This window comes from Pseudoalteromonas sp. Ld19, assembly GCF_045064135.1.
Lineage (GTDB): Bacteria > Pseudomonadota > Gammaproteobacteria > Enterobacterales > Alteromonadaceae > Pseudoalteromonas > Pseudoalteromonas aliena.
In genome coordinates, this window is record NZ_JBISHA010000024.1 from 198360 (window position 1) to 215268 (window position 16909).

The 16909-nt window shown below is 37.7% G+C and carries 16 protein-coding genes and 2 tRNA genes; 12 read left to right on the forward strand and 6 right to left on the reverse strand.

The window, feature by feature from the left end; translation table 11 throughout:
- Nucleotides 1-106: 106 nt before the first annotated feature.
- A complete protein-coding gene (locus tag ACJJVZ_RS19720; protein ID WP_405602959.1) occupies nt 107-3571 on the reverse strand; it encodes a S8 family serine peptidase in 3465 nt (1154 codons plus the stop codon).
- A gap of 225 nt (nt 3572-3796) precedes the next feature.
- Between ACJJVZ_RS19720 and ACJJVZ_RS19725 the strand changes: the two genes are divergently transcribed.
- On the forward strand, nt 3797-4267 hold the full coding sequence (locus ACJJVZ_RS19725; protein WP_077536580.1) for a DUF2721 domain-containing protein: 471 nt from the start codon (nt 3797-3799) through the stop codon (nt 4265-4267).
- A gap of 313 nt (nt 4268-4580) precedes the next feature.
- Entirely contained in the window at nt 4581-5033 is a 453-nt protein-coding gene (locus ACJJVZ_RS19730) for a c-type cytochrome (protein WP_405602962.1), read from the forward strand.
- 351 nt (nt 5034-5384) lie between these two features.
- Here the strand turns inward: ACJJVZ_RS19730 and ACJJVZ_RS19735 are convergent, their stop codons facing one another.
- The gene (locus ACJJVZ_RS19735) at nt 5385-6041 is read right to left on the reverse strand and encodes a cytochrome b/b6 domain-containing protein (protein WP_405602964.1); all 657 of its coding nucleotides are present in this window, start codon (nt 6039-6041) and stop codon (nt 5385-5387) included.
- 107 nt (nt 6042-6148) lie between these two features.
- On the opposite strand from ACJJVZ_RS19735, the gene ACJJVZ_RS19740 reads away from it, so the two are divergent.
- The 3 genes from ACJJVZ_RS19740 (at nt 6149) to ACJJVZ_RS19750 (ending at nt 7720) form a co-directional block, all read left to right on the forward strand.
- Nucleotides 6149-6853: an AzlC family ABC transporter permease gene (locus ACJJVZ_RS19740; RefSeq protein ID WP_273049717.1), complete on the forward strand. Its 705-nt coding sequence runs from the start codon at nt 6149-6151 to the stop codon at nt 6851-6853.
- The gene (locus ACJJVZ_RS19745) at nt 6850-7149 is read left to right on the forward strand and encodes an AzlD domain-containing protein (RefSeq protein ID WP_405602968.1); all 300 of its coding nucleotides are present in this window, start codon (nt 6850-6852) and stop codon (nt 7147-7149) included. Before ACJJVZ_RS19740 ends, ACJJVZ_RS19745 begins: the two co-directional genes overlap by 4 nt.
- A 73-nt stretch (nt 7150-7222) precedes the next feature.
- The gene (locus ACJJVZ_RS19750) at nt 7223-7720 is read left to right on the forward strand and encodes a glutathione peroxidase (RefSeq protein ID WP_405602971.1); all 498 of its coding nucleotides are present in this window, start codon (nt 7223-7225) and stop codon (nt 7718-7720) included.
- 117 nt (nt 7721-7837) lie between these two features.
- On the opposite strand, the gene ACJJVZ_RS19755 is transcribed toward ACJJVZ_RS19750, so the two are convergent.
- The gene (locus tag ACJJVZ_RS19755) at nt 7838-8023 is read right to left on the reverse strand and encodes a PA3496 family putative envelope integrity protein (RefSeq protein WP_007579801.1); all 186 of its coding nucleotides are present in this window, start codon (nt 8021-8023) and stop codon (nt 7838-7840) included.
- Nucleotides 8024-8410: 387 nt separating this feature from the next.
- Between ACJJVZ_RS19755 and ACJJVZ_RS19760 the strand changes: the two genes are divergently transcribed.
- Nucleotides 8411-9202, forward strand: a complete 792-nt coding sequence (locus ACJJVZ_RS19760; RefSeq protein ID WP_138584349.1) for a YggN family protein — start codon at nt 8411-8413, stop codon at nt 9200-9202.
- A 76-nt stretch (nt 9203-9278) separates the two neighbouring features.
- Here the strand turns inward: ACJJVZ_RS19760 and ACJJVZ_RS19765 are convergent, their stop codons facing one another.
- The gene (locus ACJJVZ_RS19765) at nt 9279-10721 is read right to left on the reverse strand and encodes a PLP-dependent aminotransferase family protein (RefSeq protein WP_405602975.1); all 1443 of its coding nucleotides are present in this window, start codon (nt 10719-10721) and stop codon (nt 9279-9281) included.
- A gap of 102 nt (nt 10722-10823) precedes the next feature.
- Here ACJJVZ_RS19765 and ACJJVZ_RS19770 point away from each other — a divergent pair, with 102 nt between their 5' ends.
- From ACJJVZ_RS19770 to ACJJVZ_RS19790, 5 genes are all read left to right on the forward strand, one after another.
- On the forward strand, nt 10824-11753 hold the full coding sequence (locus tag ACJJVZ_RS19770; protein WP_405602977.1) for a DMT family transporter: 930 nt from the start codon (nt 10824-10826) through the stop codon (nt 11751-11753).
- A gap of 957 nt (nt 11754-12710) precedes the next feature.
- Nucleotides 12711-12851: a hypothetical protein gene (locus tag ACJJVZ_RS19775; protein ID WP_167368311.1), complete on the forward strand. Its 141-nt coding sequence runs from the start codon at nt 12711-12713 to the stop codon at nt 12849-12851.
- Nucleotides 12852-13072: 221 nt separating this feature from the next.
- Nucleotides 13073-13163 (forward strand) — tRNA-Ser (locus tag ACJJVZ_RS19780).
- A 51-nt stretch (nt 13164-13214) separates the two neighbouring features.
- A tRNA-Ser gene (locus ACJJVZ_RS19785) sits at nt 13215-13307 on the forward strand.
- 205 nt (nt 13308-13512) lie between these two features.
- A complete protein-coding gene (locus tag ACJJVZ_RS19790) occupies nt 13513-14001 on the forward strand; it encodes an RNA-binding protein (RefSeq protein ID WP_138586683.1) in 489 nt (162 codons plus the stop codon).
- Here the strand turns inward: ACJJVZ_RS19790 and ACJJVZ_RS19795 are convergent.
- Nucleotides 13985-15109, reverse strand: a complete 1125-nt coding sequence (locus tag ACJJVZ_RS19795) for an aminotransferase class V-fold PLP-dependent enzyme (protein ID WP_405602981.1) — start codon at nt 15107-15109, stop codon at nt 13985-13987. The two genes, ACJJVZ_RS19790 and ACJJVZ_RS19795, sit on opposite strands and share 17 nt — an antisense overlap.
- Nucleotide 15110: 1 nt before the next feature.
- Nucleotides 15111-16280 (reverse strand): monodechloroaminopyrrolnitrin synthase PrnB family protein, encoded by a 1170-nt coding sequence (locus ACJJVZ_RS19800; protein WP_138586681.1) that lies wholly within the window; start codon nt 16278-16280, stop codon nt 15111-15113.
- Between the two features lie 131 nt (nt 16281-16411).
- Between ACJJVZ_RS19800 and ACJJVZ_RS19805 the strand changes: the two genes are divergently transcribed.
- Nucleotides 16412-16867 (forward strand): Lrp/AsnC family transcriptional regulator, encoded by a 456-nt coding sequence (locus ACJJVZ_RS19805; RefSeq protein ID WP_077536568.1) that lies wholly within the window; start codon nt 16412-16414, stop codon nt 16865-16867.
- Nucleotides 16868-16909: the final 42 nt, after the last annotated feature.

Sequence of the window (16909 nt, forward strand, 5' to 3'; positions counted from 1 at the left end):
TTAAGTAATTAAATATACCTAAAATTAGACTTTGTAGTTACTAAGTTTGTGAAGCAATGTAAAAAGGGAGCCGAAGCTCCCTTTATATAACTATCAGATTATAAAATTACTTTTGCTTACGACGACGCGTAAATGCAAAAGGTGCAACTAATAGTGTTAACCAAGCTAAAGAGCCTGAACTTTTCTTTTTCGTAGGCTCTACTACCACTGGAGGCACTACCTTAGTAATACTCACAGTAGCCATAGCAGGTTCTGAGGTATTGCCTCGAACATCAATTGCAACCACTTGAATTTCAGCTGATGAATCACCTGATAATAAATCCGAATTTGTTACAACGATTTGCCCTTCAGCATTTACACCAAGTCCTTGATGCGTATTAGACTGTACATAATACTCTGAAATTTCTAAATCAAGATCAGACTCTGTAACTGTTAACGCACCTACAACCGTTCCGTTAGCTGCATCTTCAACAACCGTAAATTCACCACCAACTAAGGCTGGTGCTACAACTGCTGGTAGCTCTAAATCAGAGCTAGCCATTAGTTTAACAATTCCTAAACCTGATGTTTGAGATAATACAAATGGGCTGCTCGCTTCAACAATCGCTTTTTCACCTGGCTTGATTGATGTAACCGCCTCGCCTGTTGCTAAAGATTTTAAAGCTACGCTAGGAGTCGCACCAAAAATAGTTGAACCTTCAGCACTATCTGTCTCAGAGAAAACACCAGTTTGGTAAGCAGCGTAACCAACTGAAACCTTCAAGTTCATTTGCTTACCAACTAACGACGAGTCAGCATTAAATAGGTTTGTACATGCAGAAAATGTAACCGTATTTTCACCCGCTGAGTGATACATAGGAGTAACCCATGCTAGAGAGTCAGTTCCAGCACCATCTGTAGTTCCAATGACTGTACGACTACGTCCTGGGAATGCTGTACTGCGACCACGGTCATTATAGTTTTGCATTACTTGGTCGTATACACCGTCGTTATCAGTATCAATTTCAAGTCTGTAACCGGCTTGGAACACATGTGTTAACGGATCACGTAATTGAATTGACGATGTAGCAAAAAGACCTGAATCACAAGAGCTATCTGCAAACACAGAGAAAGTAGTTGCTAGAATATTAAATTCCGCTTCTTCAAACGTTTTTTCAACACCCATAACTGCAATGTTTTCAGCAAATGGCTTTATTTCTGTTTGTCCACTGTTCTCTACTACAAGCGACATTTCATTTTTAACAATTTGAGATGACACATTCAATGCCGTTGCTGCTTTTGGCATTGCATGGTACACAATGTGTAAATCATGATCTGTATCTGTGCTTGCATCATTAAATACTAGCGCGCCATCAAACTCAATTGAAGTAAGCGCTGCACTTCTAGCTGCAATATCTTCAGCACTGAAAGGATTTTCTAGTTCCCATGCCGGAAGCTTGGTTGGATCTACCGTCAGCACAACATCAAAACTAGTTGTTTGGCCAGCAGGGATTGTTACAGATGCAGGGAAGTCCCAACTAATTGCTGCTGTGTCTTCATCATTTTGGTAACGCGCTTCGGTGCGAAGAGCATACGTTTTAGAATCTGATGAAAAGTTTTTAACCGTTACATTTTTTGTAAACGATTTTGTTTCAGTCATACTCATAAGACCAAACGAAAGAGCGGCTTGTTTAGTATTAAATTCAGTATTGTTAACCCATGCCGCAACAGGCAAGTTCACCGCTTTAGTTACATCAACTAAGCCAGCACCAATCATACTAATAGGTGCAAGTTCTGAATCAGGGTTAGTCGCTAGTGGCTTGTTTGTCACATCAAGGTTAGCCGCATTCATTATTGTAGCTTTAATTTCAAATGCATTACGCTCAGGGTGTGCTTCACGAATCATTGCCACAGCACCTGCGGTGATTGGACCCGAGAAAGAAGTACCTGATACAGGATTGTTTTCTGTTTGCGTACCTGTTGCAGCCACACTGATACTTGTACCTGGAGCAGTAATTTCTGGTTTTAACAAACCATCCATCGAAGGACCACGAGAAGAGAATGTTGCTACGGCTCCCGAAGTCGTTTTAACTTTTACATCAATGTCAAATGTTGCTTTATTACCGGCAGTTAATTGCGCTTTTAAAGCAGCACCTGCAGCAAAAGTAATACCTACATTTTTGATAGTAACAGCTGCATCACCGCCACCCATAGACGCTGGAGTATTATCATCAACGTTGTTTGCAATCATTACGAATTCTGCACCACGTTTTTGTGCGTTTAGTACTTTTTTAGTGAAATTACAGCTACCTCGGTCAATTAATACTGCTTTACCTGTAAAATCAACATCAGCTGCAAAATCAATACAACCATCTTGATTCGTATCTGGGTAAACTAGGTCAATGTCAGCGCCTGAAATAGCGTAGTCAGCCTGCAAACCAAATCCTGAGCCTTGGATATTACCTTCAACACCTGCGACAGTACCAGTAGCTATACTAACTTGAACTGTAGGGTGTGTCATCGCGCCTACAGATAGTGCATTGGGTGTTGTACTTGGACCACCAATACGAAATGGGTTGTCACCATCATTACCTGCAGAGATAACCATATTTACACCTAAATCAACAGCTCGTTGAATTAGGTACTGCGTGCCACCACCTGTGTATGTATCACCAAACTCGCCACCTAGTGACATGTTCATAACATCTACACGATCAGAAATATTGCCATCGCCATTAGGATCCATAGCAGCTTCTAATGCTGCTGCTTGTGCTGCACTAGGACAGCCGCCGCCACATACTGAATAAACATAAAGCTCAACATCTGGTGCTATACCATTTACTGAGTTTGATGATGACGTGCCGTGACTAGTTGGCTCATCTACATCAGGAATAACAACAGCAGGATCATGCTCGATTGGATCAGCATCGTTACGAATAAAGTCATAACCGCCTTGTACTATACCTTGTGGCCAAGTAACAGTTGCTGGATCTGCTTGAGCTTCGTTATAGGCCTCAACTGTGCCTGGACCACCAAATGCTTTGTGGGTGTAATCAATACCAGTATCAAGTACTGCTACACGTTGGCCTTTACCACTTGCAACGCCATCGACTATAAGCGGCTTTGCATTAATATATTCTGAAGTAGCAGCCACATGTAAATCGTAATCAAACATTGGTAGCACTTTAGCTACTCGAGAATCTTTCGCTATTTTAGCTAAGGCTTCTGGCGTTGCTTGAACAATAAGTGTCGGCGCTAATATTTTTGTTTTACCAATTACTTTTGCATCAAAGTCTAAACTATTTAACTCTATAGTCATCGTATCTTGAAGCTGTTCAATATTTGCTGTAATTTCACGATGACTTGACTGTTGGTAAGTTCCTGCTACTTGCGCATCTACAGCCGTAGTTGCACGAAGTACTATCATGTATGCAGAAGGCTCTTTTTTGGCTGAAGCCAAATCTTTTATTTGTTCAGCTGGCTGAGATGCAATTGTTGCATTTGGCAATGTTGCAGCACTTGCAAGTGTTACCATAAAAGCACTTGATACAGCAGTCGCTATAGCCGTTCTTTTTATTATATTCTTAGACATTATTTTCCCTCAGATACGTTATGTATTATTGTGTTTAATAATACATTAAATTGTATGTCGAATATAAATCTTTAACTGCAAACAAATCAACACCGTCATTACAAAAAAATTACAAAGAGCGAGCGATAGCAACAAAAAAAACATAACAAGCTGATTTCAAATAAGTTAATAAAAAACAAACTTTGTGAATCATTGTAAACGAAACTAACTTTTTTTGAGTATTATATGAATAATGAAGTAATAAACATTTTAACTATGGCTAAAGTTATTCAAACAGCCGTGGCGCCTGTCTTTTTAATAACAGGGATAGCGGCAACTTTAGGGGTTTTGTCTAATCGTTTAGCACGCATTACAGATAGAGCTCGACAGTTGGAGCGAAAGTTAAAAGTCAGCACAGATGAAGAGTTTAATATATCGCTAGCCACCGAGCTACGCGCATTGCTAAAGCGCTCTCGTTTTATACATATCGCTTTTAGTTTAAGTGTATTAAGCGCCTTACTTGTATGCGCTGTGGTGATGCTATTATTTTTATCCCATATCCAATCTATAAACTTAGGCGTTACAATTGCTTGCTGTTTTGTAGCCGCTATGGCATTGCTTATATGTGCTTTTATATCGTTACTTGGTGAAGTTTTTCTAGCAACACGTAGTATGCGCAGAGGTATGATATTCGCTGATATCGATATAAACGACTAAAACAAAACAACTATAGTAAATTTTTGTTATTGGGCAATATCGTTTAATTTATTGAGTAATACAGGTAAGTATTAGGTATAGCACTTTGAATAAAATGTATTACTCATCTTTTAGTAAAACATTAGTTATGCTTGGTACTTAATCCGGAAATTGGATAGTAAATAGCACTATTTTTCAATATGTAATGATCATTTAAACATTGAATAAAGTCGATTAAAAAATTAGTTTCTCATTAAGCTGTCGCATTTACTTGAATAAAAATAACGTTACATACAAGATATTGCACTAATTATGATTTTCAACAGGGGCAAACATGAAATTTAAAAAAATATTAACAACTGTCGCACTCACAATGTGTGCATTTAGTGTATCAGCAAATACAGCATTCAAAGAACCAAGCGATGCCATTGAATACCGCCAAGCCGCGTTTTCTATGATTTCGGTTCAAATTAGCGACATGGGTGCAATGTTAAAAGGAAAGATTCTTTTTGATGCAGAGCAATTTAAAAAGCGTGCAAATAATGCAGCTGCATTATCAAAAATGCCATGGGAAGCTTTTTACAAAGGTACCGATAAAGGCGAAACATCTGCACTAGGTGCAGTTTGGTCTGAAAACGATACATTTATGAAAAAAGCAACTGCGTTTCAACAGTATGCCGATGAGCTAGCTGTAGCAGCACAATCTGGCGATAAAGCCATTATTGGTAAAGCATTTGGCGCATGGGCAAAAGGCTGTAAAGATTGCCACAAACAATATAAAGACTAATTACTTTGCTTACTAAAACGGCACTAACTTTGTGCCGTTTTTACAAAGGCGCATTGAAATTTAGGTCCAAATTAATAAACGCAACCTAGGGCGTGTTGGCCTTTGTGGATTGAAATTTGTTCAATCTAGGGGCGATTTAATCGCGGCGCGAGGTTTGTAACCTAGTGGGCTAAGTAAAAACCGAGCAACAAAGAGTAAATTACCCCTAGAAAGAACCCAAAGGGCAGCGTATGTTTGGCATTTATGCTGCGTTATCGCCTATTTATGGGAAATAACCACACTACATAGGCGCTGCCTTGCCTAAATACCAAACAGACTGCTGCAAATTCAACCTCGAAAGATAAACAGGCCCTAGCTAAATAAATAATTAATAGGCTCCTTTCCCCATGTCATCATTAAGATAAACAGCAATATAAAAAATATACCCCATGCTAACCAAGGTGATTTAGTCACAATAGTGTGTGGTTCATCTTCTTTTAAATTTTTTGAACCTGTGATCATCGCTTTTACTAACGGCTTACCTTTTATTCGATAAAAAATAATCGCTAAAACGTGTAAACCAATTGCATAAAGTAATATGTCAAAATTAAGGTGATGCAGCCAGTTTGCAAAATCAACCGTATCACTCGACACGTATTCTACAAGTGGCCCATCCGTTAAAATACCATCGCTGCTCATTAATCCAGTAACAAGCTGTGTTATTATCAGCGCAAGAAACACAAGCACCATATAACTGCCTGGCGCAGAATGCCCTATTGTATTTTTAGAGCTTTTAAAGCTATTAAAAACAGCTCTTGGAGAATGTATAAGAGCACTTAGTTTAGCTGTTTTACTACCAATAATCCCCCATATTAAACGTGTTGCAATTAGTGCTAATGTAAAAAAACCAGCTATAAAGTGAAGTTCAATCATGCCCTCTTCAATACTAAAATAAAGCACTGCAATGCTTACAACCAAAAACCAATGAAAGCATCTAATAAATCCATCCCATATTTTTAACGTCGCCATTGTGCCTACCCTCATAAAAACAGTATTATCTAATTCGTTAACTACTTTAACATCATAATATTAAGGTACCCTTATGAGCCATTCTACAAGCCACGAGAGTAAATGCCATGCAACCAGTTAAAAAAGCTATTTTAAAAGGTTTTTTAGATATGCTGCCACTGTGTTTAGCGGTGATCCCTTGGGGTATCCTATGTGGCTCGCTAGCAATACAAAATGGTTTCACAGCACTCGAAACACAAGCTATGTCACTGTTAGTTTTTGCAGGCTCAGCTCAACTTGTTGCCATTGAATTAATGGCAGGGAATACCCCGTTACTCACAATTTTATTTACAACATTTATCATTAGCTCTCGGCATTTTTTATACGGTTTAGCTGTGCGCCATAAAGTGATTGACCAACCTATGCGATGGCGCTTACCCGTGAGCTTTGTTTTAACCGATGAGCTCTTTGCATTTTCTCACCACCGAAAAGCGTATAGAACAAAAACACGTTTAATATACGCACTGAGCGCAGGTTTTAGCTTTTATATAGCATGGAACATCTGGACATTAATTGGCATTATTGCGGGCACAATGCTACCCGACTTAACTAATTTAGGGCTCGACTTTGCGATAGCTGCGACATTTATTGCTTTAGTTATTCCTGGCATTAAAAACCTCCCCTCATTAGTAACAGTCATTGTGGCGGGTATTAGCGCGACGCTTTTAAAAAGTACGGGATTTGAGTTATGGCTTGTTTGCTCTGCACTATTAGCAATGACCGCAGGTTACAGCACAGCAAGATTAATTGCTAAAAAGGAAGTTAACGCATGATGACGACTATTTTACTAATGGCATGCATTACATTTTTTACCCGTTATTTGTTTTTGCATCGCGCTTTACCATTTAAGGTAGGCCCTAAAATGCAGCAATTTTTAAGTTTTAGCGTACCTGCTGTGCTTACAGCAATTTGGGTGCCGATCGTGTTTTTAAATGAAGATGGCATAAACTTGAACTGGCAAAATCCTTATCTTAGCGCTGCTATTGTCACTATTATTGTTGCCTATAAAACACATAATATTTATTACACAACACTTGCCGGTATGGGGTTATTTCTAATTTTAAGTTAGTGCGATCTTTATACTTTATGAAGTACCGCACTAGGGTTAAAATGCTGCCAACAACAATAATAAAGATGTGAATATGCACCAATTTCATCAATTAAGCGCAACAAGCTTACAAGGTAACACTATTAATTTTAATGATTTTTTAGGTAAAGTTGTACTTATCGTTAATACCGCAAGTGAATGTGGATTTACCTACCAGTATGAGTCATTGCAAGCTTTACATACTAAATATGCCGACCAAGGTTTAATTATTTTAGGATTTCCGTGTAATCAATTTGGTCAACAAGAACCCGGAGATGCTACTCAAATAGAGCAAGGATGTTTGATTAATTATGGGGTCAGTTTTTTAATGGCAGCCAAGGCGGATGTTAATGGTGAGCACGCACACCCTGTATTTCGCTATTTAAAGTCGGCTTTGCCAAGTTTTTTAACACGAAAAATTAAATGGAATTTTACTAAATTCTTAATTGCCGCAGATGGTACACCTATTAAGCGCTACGCACCTTTTACTAAACCAGAAAAACTAGAACTCACTATTCAAAGAGCATTAATACAAGCTAAAAGTACACTTTAAAAAGTAATAAAGAGGCGCTAAGCCTCTTTATTGCCAATACGATTGGCACTTGAACATACGAATAACTGAACATTTAAGCGCCCAATGTTAATTGGTATTTATTTATACTAGCGTGATTTAGTCGGTATAATCGCTTAAATCGTCTTCGCCTAGATTTTTACGCAAGCGCTTTTGCTCAAGGTAGTCTTCCAACTTTTTCTTAACCTTTTGCTTGTTCTTATCATGTTGATTACGTCCGAGCATTTCATACTCGTCTTCAACAAAATCGTCATCTAGCGCATCGTAACTAAATGTCTTACCCACAACCCACTCCATAAAGTGTTTGAGACCAACTAAAGATTTTATTATCGCAATAGTTGATAAAATTAAAATGTTTAACACTAAATCGCGGTGCAAATTAGCGTCAAAATAAAGCCATGTGACTATCGTAAATATTCTTCATGTCAGTAATGTGAATAAATAGCGTTAAATTTCGATTGTGGAAAGTGAGAGTTTTTTATCGTATCGATAAATATTGTTTATAGCTTTATATAACTTAGTGAATTTGACTAAAAAATAGTTTTTTTATAATCAAAGTAAAGCAACTTAAAACCCAAATAAACATTAACTATCTGTTTATTAAAATAAAAAAATAGTGGCACCAAACTTGTTATAAGTTAATAGTCATCAACAATAAAGTAGAGAATGCACATGAAAAAATTACTATTAGTTAGCGCATTAATTTGTACGCCAGCAGCTATGGCTCATAACGACAACGATTCAACTATTTCGTTTAGCAGTGATCAATGCGATGTAGAATTTAAAAACGACGTGCGTATTAAACCAAATGAATTAGAAATTTTTACCGCCAACAATAAAACCATGCAATTTAACTCCAATGGTGACTTAACTGTAAATGGCCAATTTGTGGCACTTAATGACTCGCAACGTGAAGCACTCACTAAATATTCTGATAGTTTACGCACCCAGTTGCCTGAAGTAGCTAACATCGCGCTTGAAGGCGTTAAAATTGCCGGCGTTGCGCTAGAAGAAGTAGGTAATGCATTTAATATTGACGGCCTTGATAATATGTCTGCACTTATGGACGACATTAAAATCGAAGTAGAAAACACTTTTTACCAGCAAGGTACATTTGTGATGGGGCAACAAAGCTTTAACCAATTTGGTGAAAATTTTGAGCAACAGTTTGAAGAACAAATGGAGACGGTAGTCGAATCGGCTGTAATGCAATCTATGGGTAGTATTTTAGTCGCTTTAGGCTCTGAGTTACTTGGTTCGGGCGGCGATATGGATGCTTTTGAGCAACGCATGGAAAATATGGGCGCACAAATAGAAGAAAAAGTAGAGTTACATGCAAACGCACTTGAAAAACGCGCTAATTCTTTATGTGATAACTTTGCCGATATTGCAAAACAAGAAGAGAAATTAGTAATGCAAGTGCCAGAACTTAAAGGTTACCAGTTATTTAGCTTTAAAAACTAATACAACCTACGTTATTTAATATCCCTTTGGCAGCACTTAAGTTTACTTAAATGCTGCTTTTTTGTGTTCTACAATATTACTTTTTAGCTAGTAAGGTAAGCTTGCCCAGCGTAACTATCGCTTGTTCAATTTGCTCACCCCATTGCACACCATAGCTTAATCTGATGCAGCTTTTATATTTATTCGAGGCCGAAAAAATAAGCCCTGGTGTAATACTAATACCCACTTCTAACGCAAGTAAAAATAATTTTTGACTATCGTACTCGCCCCCTAAATCGAGCCAAATAACGCAGCCTCCCTGTGGATTGCTTATACGCGTATTTTGCGGCATGACTTGTTGTAAACACCACCGCATACGCTCTTTGTTGTCGCGCAGGCGTTGCCTAAGTACTTTTAAGTTTCGGTCGTACTCCCCGCTGGTAACAAATTCTGATAGGGTCCATTGATTTATTAATGAAGCAGAGCAGCTTAATGCTCTTTTATATCGCCGTGCTTGTGTTGCAAATTTACCAGCAATTAGCCAACCAACACGATAGCTTGGCGCTGCCGTTTTAGAAAAAGATGAGCAACTGATCACTAATCCTTTTTTGGAGTAAGCTAATGCAGGTGTGCCTCGCTTTGCCGTGAAATATAAATCACCATATACATCATCTTCTATCAGCACTACGTTTTGGCTTTCTAGTAACTCCACCAACTGCTGCCTGTTTGTATCTGGCATAAAGCTGCCTACAGGGTTACTAATTGCTGTCGAGAATAAACACGCTTTAATATTATGCTCATTTAAAGCGCGTTCCAAATCGCTTAACCAAATGCCATTATCTGGGCACAGTGGTATTTCGAGCGCTTTAAGGCCTAAGCTTTCGATTAGCTCTATGATCCCATGATAACAGGGCGTTTCTATGGCCACTATATCACCTGGCTGTGTCACGCACTTTAGCGCGATAGCCATGGCTTCTTGCGCGCCATTGGTGATCACTAGCTCGTCCATATTAACGCCAATACCAAAATCTAAATAGCGATACACCAGCTGTTTTTTCAGCGGTACAAAGCCATCTGTTGGCCCATAGTTTATGGCCTTACTTCCAGCAAGAGTCATTACTCTGCGCATATTTCTGGCAAGTGCTTTATCAGTGGGCGCAGCTGCAATTGGATTAGCAATGCCAAAAGGGACTACGTTGGCCTGATGAATCGCACTGTAGACCTGTTCTATTAATGCTTGTTTATTTACAACGACTGGCTCGCGACTTAATTTAACCCGTTTAGGTAGGTTGTGCGCCATAGTGACTGCTTTCAAAAAGTATCCAGACTTTTCACGCGCCGCTATTAGCCCCTGATCTTCAAGTACTTGGTACGCCTGCTTTACTGTAGGGATACTTATATTTAAGTTGTCTGCCATTTTACGTAGCGATGGAAGTTTTTCGCCTGGGAGTAAAACTTGCTGAGCACTCATATCTCTAATCAACTGAATAACTTGCTGATATAAAAACTCGTGCCCTTGGCTATTTTTTTGTCTTATCATCACGCACCAAATCTGTATAGGTTGCATTTATACTTTTCTGTTTATGGTAAGTATACAGATAGGTCTTAAAATAGCCATTCAATTGAGCTTTGGAGATCAACCATGAAAAGTGCAGCGCTATACATTACTACCGTTCTAATTTGGGGTTCTACTTGGTTAGCCATTGAGTTTCAGTTAGGTGATATTGCGGTAGAGTTGTCGTTATTTTATCGCTTTGCTATTGCAGCACTTTTAATGTGGTTATATGTCGCGTACAAAAAACCCATTATGCGTTTTTCATTAGTGGATCATGGTTTTTTCGCTTTATTAGCTATTTGCAACTTTGGCTTAAATTACTTACTACTGTACTGGGCACAAAATTACCTCTCATCAGCAATGACCTCTATCGCTTTTTCAATGCTACTCGTTATGAACATAGTTAACACTCGATTATTTTTTGGTAAACCAATTTCAAAACGAATTTATACTGGTGCTGTATTGGCTGTTTTAGGCATTACATGCTTATTTTGGCCACAACTACAGCAGTTCGACTTGAGTAACGGTGCGTTGGTCGGGTTACTACTTGCTCTTGGTGGCACCTTTGTGGCTTCATTAGGAAATATGGTAAGCGTGCGCAATTCTCAAAAACAAATTGGTGTATTGCAAGGCAATGCATGGGGCATGTTATATAGCGCTATTGGATTAGCTTTATATGTATTAATAAATGACGTGCAATTTAGTTTAAACGCACCGACTAGTTACTGGTTGTCATTACTTTATTTATCGGTATTTGGCACCGTAATCGCTTTTGGCTGTTACTTTGCCCTACTAAGAAATATAGGTCCTGAAAAAGCCAGCTACGTTATTGTTTTATTTCCATTGGTTGCTGTCACACTTAGTAGCTTTTTTGAGGGCTTTGAATGGCATGCAAATGCATTTGCAGGATTTAGCTTAGTACTACTGGGCAATGCCATTGTACTTACCCCTACAAAACGAATTAATACCTTTTTAGCAAATAGATCCATTGCTAAAGCAGGTTCCGTCCCCAGTTAGACGCGTAATTAACGCAACTAACGCAAAAGCGCCTACTTTATAGTAGGCGCTTTTTTATTAACTGATAAAGTGGGTATTTCGAATCATCAATTTAGCTAAAACGTATTTAACCTGAACTCTGGTTAAGATATTTACTAATATATTGAATCATAATGATATTTAAATTTATTTTTCTCTAGCCAGAGATTTTCAGTGAAAACAAGGCGAACTTACGCGTCAATAGCGGGCCTATTGCAAGTAAATTCAACGTAGTTAGCGCTGAAAATAGCTGCTCGAGGTAGATTTATTATCCAGAGTTCAGGTTATTTAGCACCTCTCCCTTGCACCTGTTCTATAGAGAATAATACCAATTGTATTAAATTAGTGATCTATTATAACGTTAAGAACACAGCTCAATTACAAAGCCAAATAATGGTAAGCATTTGTTTTATTTTAATAATTTCAATCTTAGTTAGTGAATTAATACGCTAGAATGATCATGTTTTTAATAAAACTGGTATAATTACACCCCATAGACGCTAGCCTGCCTAAAACCAAATACACTGCTGTAAATGCAACCTCAAAAGATAAGTAAACCCTAATAAAATCTAATTATTTTTATATTTTTTACACTTAAATTAATAACTATAAATATTTTTTATTTAACCACATAATAAAAAAGTACCAAAAACAAACTTCATGCAAAATATTTTAATCTGAATAAAAATTCAAAAAACCATTACTTAAATGCATAAAAGAGAAACAAAAATACTTAAACAACTGAAAAATATAAATTAAAACAATTATCAAGATAGATTCTTATTCATTTAAATAAAAATAGAAATAAAAATAATAACAACAAAATAAAAATCGCATTAGTATAACTAATGCTTCAACCCTAATTTTTGTCGTTGTATTTTTAATCAGAAAACGCGCAAAATGCACTCGTTTTCAACAGACACAACCCGGAGCAAGATAATGAACCCAATTAATACATTAAACCAAACAGTGGCAACTCACATTGCAGTTAAACCAACTAACCGTAAAGCAAAAATGTTAGCTAGACTTAACCGTTTTGGTAAAAAACTAGCACTTGGCGGTGCAGTTCAATATAAATAATCACCTCAACCATGATTATTTATACGGTGCAGCAAACACCCAACCACTAAATGAAACATCTTCTTTAGTTCCCTCCGTTTGCTGCAACCTATTTATTTCTTTAAAAATAACCTCAATTTCACCTTATTTAAAAAAAAAAACCCATTTAAGTACGAATTTTAAGCAAACAGTCGTTTTTGCTATTTACACGAGGGTGTCACCTAAGTATTATTCTGCGTCACGGAGAGATGGCAGAGTGGTCGAATGCACCGGTCTTGAAAACCGGCATGGGTTTATAGCCCATCTAGGGTTCAAATCCCTATCTCTCCACCATATTTTAATTGGTGGCTTTTTTATCTCCATCAATACAAACGGTTATGCGTTGGAGAGGTGTCCGAGTGGCCGAAGGAGCTCCCCTGCTAAGGGAGTATAGAGTTTGTAGCTCTATCGAGGGTTCGAATCCCTCCCTCTCCACCATACTTAATTTAAACCACTTAATTGTGGTTTTTTTATGCCTAAATTTGTCATAAAAATCCCTCAGAAGGCTAACCATAAAGTGTATAACCAAAAACCTCTTCTCTGAGATTTCTACCCCTTCGCCCTCACATTTACTCAAACAAATTGTGAAAATCAATTGCGTAGTGCATCATTGGTCTAACTTTAAGCCAATTTAGGTTTAACTATGATTAAAGCCATACTGTTATCACTTTGCTTAACCATCACATTTAGCTGCCTTGCTGAAGACATTATTGTTTATAAGTGTGTTATTAAAGGCATACCTACATTTAGTCAAACTCCGTGTGCTAAAAATGCAAAAGCAATTACACTTAAAGCGCCTAATATAACGCAAACAAATAGCACGAAAGTGTCAGATAATAAAACAGTGGGTGTATCTGTAGATGATTATTTAAAAATTCAGAAAATTGATCGTAAAATAGCAAATCTTAAACTCTCTATTAAACAATATGAAAAAGAATATAATGATAAAAAACAACAAATAAACTATATGACACAAGATAAAGCAAACCGCTTGGGCGCTTCATCTATTGCGGATGCAATTGCCACTAAAATAACATCCTTAAAGCAATCTTACGAGCCTGTAATTCAACAGGCGCAACAACAAATTAAGTTTCTAACGCAGCAAAAATTACAACTTAATCAACGCCCTTAATAGCTTGTTTTACAGTTAGGATAAATAAGAGCATGTCATCTATTGTATTATATATGTGTGGTGACACCCGAATTCCATATTTACGCACATCAACACTTATACCTTTGTTAACTAGTGCCTGAAACACAATGTCTTGATCTCCCTTAAAGTCTAAAATCACAGTACCACTGCACTTTTCAATCGATATTGGCGAAAAGACAAACTCACCGAGTTGTTCGTGAATAAGTGTGACCATTGCAAAATTATGCGCTCTTATTTTTTCAACGCCCAATTTTGCAAAGTAGTTAATGCTATTAGCAGCAATAATATAAGGGGCAACCGAAGGGGTTCCTCCCCAAAATTTGAGTGCACTGCTGTTATACTCAAAATGGTGTATATCAAACTCAAATGGATTTTGATGCGAAAACCACCCCACATCTTTAGGCTTGCAACACTCGAGTTGGTTTTTGTTAACCCATAAATAGGCAGCCCCTGGACCTCCACATAACCATTTAACGCTTGAGCCAATCATAAAGTCAGCATCAAGTGCACTTAAATCAAGCGGTATAACACCTGCAGATTGAGCAACATCAATAATAGATAAGCTATTCACTAATTTACTTTGTGCCACAACTTCGTGCACAGGCGCTTGCACACCAGTATTTGAATATACATAACTTATAAAAACTAAAACGATGTCGGCAGTTAAATATCGCGACCAAACATTAATATCACTTAAATCTTCATGCTCAGGTATAAATATAATTTGCGCGCATGCTGGCAGTGCATTTTGCATAACAAAACCCATGCTAGGAAAATCACTTTGCGCCATCAGTACTTTGCAATTTTTTTGTTGCAGTCGAGAATGTGACATAAGCAACTTTGTTAAGCCGCTAGATAAATTCACCTGAGGACAAAACAGTGAGCTAGGCGTATTAAATAATTGACTAAGTGCGGTAGTAAATTGCTCAACCGCTGGCAACCATTGCTGCCAAGGCTCTTTATTTGAACTCTCCCATGGTAAAAAATAATGCTGTGCTAAATATTGTTGTGTATTTTTAAGCGGACGCCCTACAGAATGGCTTAATAAGTAGCAGCCATTAGCCATACAAAAGTCATTTTTGAGCATGTTATTTAATCCACTGTTTAAGTGTGTTGAGATCATCAAAGCGTGTTTTTATATCATCACGTTTTGCGCTGGATCGCCTATCTCTTAATTTTTCGAGCGAATCAAGTAATACATGAAGCGGCGGACCACTTGCTGTTACCTTGCTCATATGCTGCTGTTGCATATTTTTTGAGGGCTGAGCAATAAATTTTTCGACTAGCTGATTGTGATGACCAATGGCTGTGTCGCCATGCAATTTGCATACTTGTATAAATAATTTTGCATGCGTTTTAAACCAGTCTGAATTTTTATGCTGCTCAGCTTGTAAAAAATCATCCATAAAGCTTTGCATGCGCATGGCCTCTCGCAATATTTGCTGATCTTCCGGCATCATATATAAAAACTTATCCACCAGCATTTGCGAGTAACTAGGTTCATTTGCACTGCAAAGCCCAAGCAGCATATCAATCACGTTAATTCCGGCAAAATCTCCGGCATTTGCTCCCCTGTATACCTCTTTTCCGACACGATATGGCTTATAATAAGGACGTACACAATTAAAAAACCGCTCGGTATCGAGCTGATTATACAGTGCATTATTTGATTCAATGACAGCGTTAAGTGCATGCTTTGCCACTTTTAATAATTCACCACACAAGGGGTGTGAGATCCCTAATGGCAATATTTTCAATAATGCATCGCTTGCTCGCTTATAGGCCAAAATACCTTGAGTATTATAATCAAGAAATAACTTTTCATCGGGTAAATTGGTAAAGCGTTTATAAACGCCATTAAGCGCTTTGTTATGAGTCGTTAAATGAGCAGTCGCAAAACGAGGGGTTACACCAATAGAGGCACCTATATGCATTGCCAGCGCAGAGGCCTCTATTAAGGGTGACGTTATTTCTCTGCTTGGTTCAGTAATTTCATGACGCCGACACGCTGCCATAAACAACCCTACATTACCAAGTAAGTCAAAAGCGCTATCAAAGCCTTGGTCGGTATTTCCTTCAGCTAGTAAGTTACTAATTAATGCATTGCCTTCATTTTTTAATTGTTGCTTTAAAGCATCCCCAATACCTTCCACATTGGCTTTGTCGCTCTGTTGCCAATAAAGCTGCTCTAGCTCGCTATTTATAGCTGCAAAACTTGTTCTTATCCATTGATCGAATATAGCTGTATGTGTATTCATTATTATTCTCTGCTATTTTTATTAAATGCTAACAGAGTTCAATTAGGGTAAAGCACCAAAAAAATTAGTAAAACCAAGTAAACTTAGCAATAATCACTACTGATATAAAAATAATTAATAAGAATCCACCTGTGTTAGATAAAAAAGATCAACAATTACTTGTCGCCTTGCAATCACAAGCTCGGATATCAATTTCAGATTTGGCGAGTCGGATTAGCCTTTCTGATACTCCGTGTCTGAGGCGTATAAAAAAGCTTGAACAAGAAAAAGTCATTATTGGTTATCATGCAGCTCTTGACCCAAAGGCCCTTAATCTAAATGTATTGGTGTATGCGTTTGTACGCTTAAGCCAAAACTCAGTCAGTGCAGCAGAGCAATTTGAACAACACGTAGAAAAGCTCCCCCACGTATTAGAGTGCTGTGTAATATCAGGTAGTTACGATTATCTATTAAAAATCATTGCACACGATCTAGAAAGCTATGAACAGTTTGTAAAACACCAATTAGGCGGTTTAAGTTACATTGCGAATATAGAATCAACAGTGGTGCTCAAGCAGTCATTTAGTAAAAAGCAACTGCCTTTATAAAAACTCCCCAAATAACTTACTGTTAGCTATACTGACCTATAA

Bases quoted from the DNA above. Each gene is read 5' to 3' on its own strand.
- ACJJVZ_RS19720 (WP_405602959.1), bottom strand. From the start codon at position 3,571: ATGTCTAAGAATATAATAAAAAGAACGGCTATAGCGACTGCTGTATCA.
- ACJJVZ_RS19725 (WP_077536580.1), top strand. From the start codon at position 3,797: ATGAATAATGAAGTAATAAACATTTTAACTATGGCTAAAGTTATTCAA.
- ACJJVZ_RS19730 (WP_405602962.1), top strand. From the start codon at position 4,581: ATGAAATTTAAAAAAATATTAACAACTGTCGCACTCACAATGTGTGCA.
- ACJJVZ_RS19735 (WP_405602964.1), bottom strand. From the start codon at position 6,041: ATGGCGACGTTAAAAATATGGGATGGATTTATTAGATGCTTTCATTGG.
- ACJJVZ_RS19740 (WP_273049717.1), top strand. From the start codon at position 6,149: ATGCAACCAGTTAAAAAAGCTATTTTAAAAGGTTTTTTAGATATGCTG.
- ACJJVZ_RS19745 (WP_405602968.1), top strand. From the start codon at position 6,850: ATGATGACGACTATTTTACTAATGGCATGCATTACATTTTTTACCCGT.
- ACJJVZ_RS19750 (WP_405602971.1), top strand. From the start codon at position 7,223: ATGCACCAATTTCATCAATTAAGCGCAACAAGCTTACAAGGTAACACT.
- ACJJVZ_RS19760 (WP_138584349.1), top strand. From the start codon at position 8,411: ATGAAAAAATTACTATTAGTTAGCGCATTAATTTGTACGCCAGCAGCT.
- ACJJVZ_RS19765 (WP_405602975.1), bottom strand. From the start codon at position 10,721: ATGATAAGACAAAAAAATAGCCAAGGGCACGAGTTTTTATATCAGCAA.
- ACJJVZ_RS19770 (WP_405602977.1), top strand. From the start codon at position 10,824: ATGAAAAGTGCAGCGCTATACATTACTACCGTTCTAATTTGGGGTTCT.
- ACJJVZ_RS19775 (WP_167368311.1), top strand. From the start codon at position 12,711: ATGAACCCAATTAATACATTAAACCAAACAGTGGCAACTCACATTGCA.
- ACJJVZ_RS19790 (WP_138586683.1), top strand. From the start codon at position 13,513: ATGATTAAAGCCATACTGTTATCACTTTGCTTAACCATCACATTTAGC.
- ACJJVZ_RS19795 (WP_405602981.1), bottom strand. From the start codon at position 15,109: ATGCTCAAAAATGACTTTTGTATGGCTAATGGCTGCTACTTATTAAGC.
- ACJJVZ_RS19800 (WP_138586681.1), bottom strand. From the start codon at position 16,280: ATGAATACACATACAGCTATATTCGATCAATGGATAAGAACAAGTTTT.